A 2,379-nucleotide genomic window follows, 5' to 3' on the forward strand; every position below is an offset into this window, starting at 1 on the left:
ATCATGCGCTCCGTCTATCAAACGGAGCAGCCCCTTCCAACTAAGCACGTGGTCCCACAATCGGGGTCCATTTCAGTACTCCAGTTGGGAAGCTTACGGCAAAGTGCAGGAGGCCGTGGCAAAGGACCCGGAATTCACGCAGTTGCAGGCCGAGGGAATGAAGATTGCCGAACTACAGGGCCGTAACATCGCTGTCGGCATCGATCTCTAGTCGAGATGCAGCGCAGCGAACGACGTTAAGCGCGGAGGCCGCCGGAGATATGCCGGCGGCCTCTTCAATTTCGATGGATTGCGCTCATAGTTGCGTTACTCTGCGCTCGGCTCCTTCGCTGCCGCCTCTCCAGCGATCGGGCGTCCCACCCGTCGCCTTTAAGCCTCGCGTGGCGGGAACAATCATGAGCAGGTGCTCGTTATTTGCCGCTGTGGCAAGGAGGCCGAGGCATGAGGATAAAGACCGTCGCTCTCGGAACGGCCCTGGTGCTGTGTAATCTGGGGACGTTCAGTGTTGCAGCCTATGCGCAGGACGCCAGAGTCGTTCGTGAACCACGGGCAAGGGCAATCGTCAGGGTACCCATCGTCAGGGAAACTCCTTACTGGGATTATTATATTGTTCCACGATATCGTTATCGCCCTGAGGACGACCGGGTCGATCCATACGGCCCGCCCGTAGCGCCGGTGATACGCTATGGGAATCAAGAGGTATATATTCCGCGGTGGTACTGAATAAGCGCGTCACTTGAGCCGGCTTAGCAGTCGTTTCGTGTGAGTTCGGATCGCAAATCAGCCATCTCATATAGCGGCCGGATTTCGATCTCGCTCGGTCCCGGCATGGGGTTGGGGCAGCGCTTTACCCAGGCGACCGCCTCGTCCATATCTTTGACTTCCCAGAGCCAGAAGCCGGCGACGAGCTCGCGGGTCTCGGCGAAAGGCCCGTCGATGACCGTACGGCCGGGGCCATCAAACGCAATACGCTTGCCCTGCGAGGAGGGCTTGAGGCCATCGGCGGCGAGCAAGATGCCGGCCTTACGCAGTTCATCATTGAATCTGCCCATCGCCTCGAGCATTTCAGTCGTCTCGGGCGTAGGGAAAAAGCCCTTCTCGCTGTCGTCGGTCGCCTTCACCAACACCATCACACGCATCGTCGGTCTCCTCATTTGAGCCGGCCTCATCGGCTTGGCATCGAAACGACGAACGGGGTTCTCGGAAATCGACGTCGTCCTGCAAATTTTACCGACAGCGCGAATGACCGCTTCCAGGTCAAATATCGCGATGGTGCGATGGTCCGGATCAAGGCTCTCGGAGACGATGGGCGGGGCAGCTATTGCATGCGGAATCAGCCAAAGGGCGCGACCACCGCGCTCTTTTTGATTTCCCTGCTGCTGCCCGGCGCCAAACCGGCCCGGGGGGGCAAATCCGGGGCAATCGCCTTGTTTTTGGAGTCATCTGCGGGAGGGGGCAACGTTCGGGGGCTGATTGTAACTGGGGCCCGTGGGTGCAGAGGGACCAAAATGGGCCGGGTGGGCGCTGGGACCGGCAACCTTGGAAAAGGCGCTGGCACGCAGCCAATCGCCGGGCGCAACTTGGAATTGTCCAAACCCGTCGATATGATTGACCGTTGGGGGAATCATGATGTTCGGCGGGGCTATCAAGTCATTCAACGTGGGAATCCGTCGGCGTTGGTCGACCGGACTTACGCAAGCCCTGAGTGCGGCCGGTGGCATCTGGTTGATAACGGAGATCACCACGAAGGTCTCCGACACGGCCGAGCTCTGGATCAAGGTCCACGGCAACTACTACAGTGCGTTCGTTCTCGCAGTATCGGCGATCTGGTTCCTCTGGCACGTCTATGAAGTGCGGTCAGTCGCATTCAACCTGCCGACTACTGATACGCGAATAGGAATTCGCTACGGGGACCTGTTCGAGCAGTCGACTGACTGGCTCATTGGCGCGGGGGAGTTCTTTGACAGTGACGTCGGGCACGTGGTGTCGCAGAACTCGCTTCACGGGAAACTCATCAACACTACATATGGCGGTGACACGGCGCTTTTTCGCGCCCTAGTCGACAACGCGTTGACTGGCATCAAAGGCACTCGGACCCAGCGACCTATCGCGCCCAAGACGAAGTACGATATCGGGACGACTGCCGTGCTTGCGCGTAGCCCGCACAAAGTATTCTTGGTCGCGATGTCGTACACGGACCCAGAGACATCAAAGGCTTCCTCGGATGTTCCTACACTGTGGAACGCGTTGCGGGGTGCGCTGACCAGCGTGCGAAATCACGGTAATGGCGCTCCGCTTTCGCTGAGGGTGTCAGTAACTCAGTGTAAGATGGTTTCTGTGAGTTTACCTTTGACAGGAGACTCACATGGCTACGGATTT

The 2,379-nt window shown here is 58.5% G+C and carries 2 protein-coding genes; one reads left to right on the forward strand and one right to left on the reverse strand.

Going from position 1 to position 2,379, the window contains the following annotated elements; all coding sequences use genetic code 11:
- Window positions 1-746: 746 nt before the first annotated feature.
- Entirely contained in the window at window positions 747-1,139 is a 393-nt protein-coding gene (locus AAFX91_RS40830; RefSeq protein WP_394570257.1) for a YciI family protein, read from the reverse strand.
- Between the two features lie 487 nt (window positions 1,140-1,626).
- Here AAFX91_RS40830 and AAFX91_RS40835 point away from each other — a divergent pair.
- On the forward strand, window positions 1,627-2,379 hold a 753-nt coding region (locus AAFX91_RS40835), incomplete at its 3' end, for a macro domain-containing protein (RefSeq protein ID WP_394570258.1).

The sequence above is a fragment of the Bradyrhizobium sp. 31Argb genome, from assembly GCF_043638955.1.
GTDB lineage: Bacteria > Pseudomonadota > Alphaproteobacteria > Rhizobiales > Xanthobacteraceae > Bradyrhizobium.

Coding starts and splice junctions, on each gene's coding strand:
- AAFX91_RS40830 (WP_394570257.1), bottom strand. CDS start 1,139: ATGCGTGTGATGGTGTTGGTGAAGGCGACCGACGACAGCGAGAAGGGC.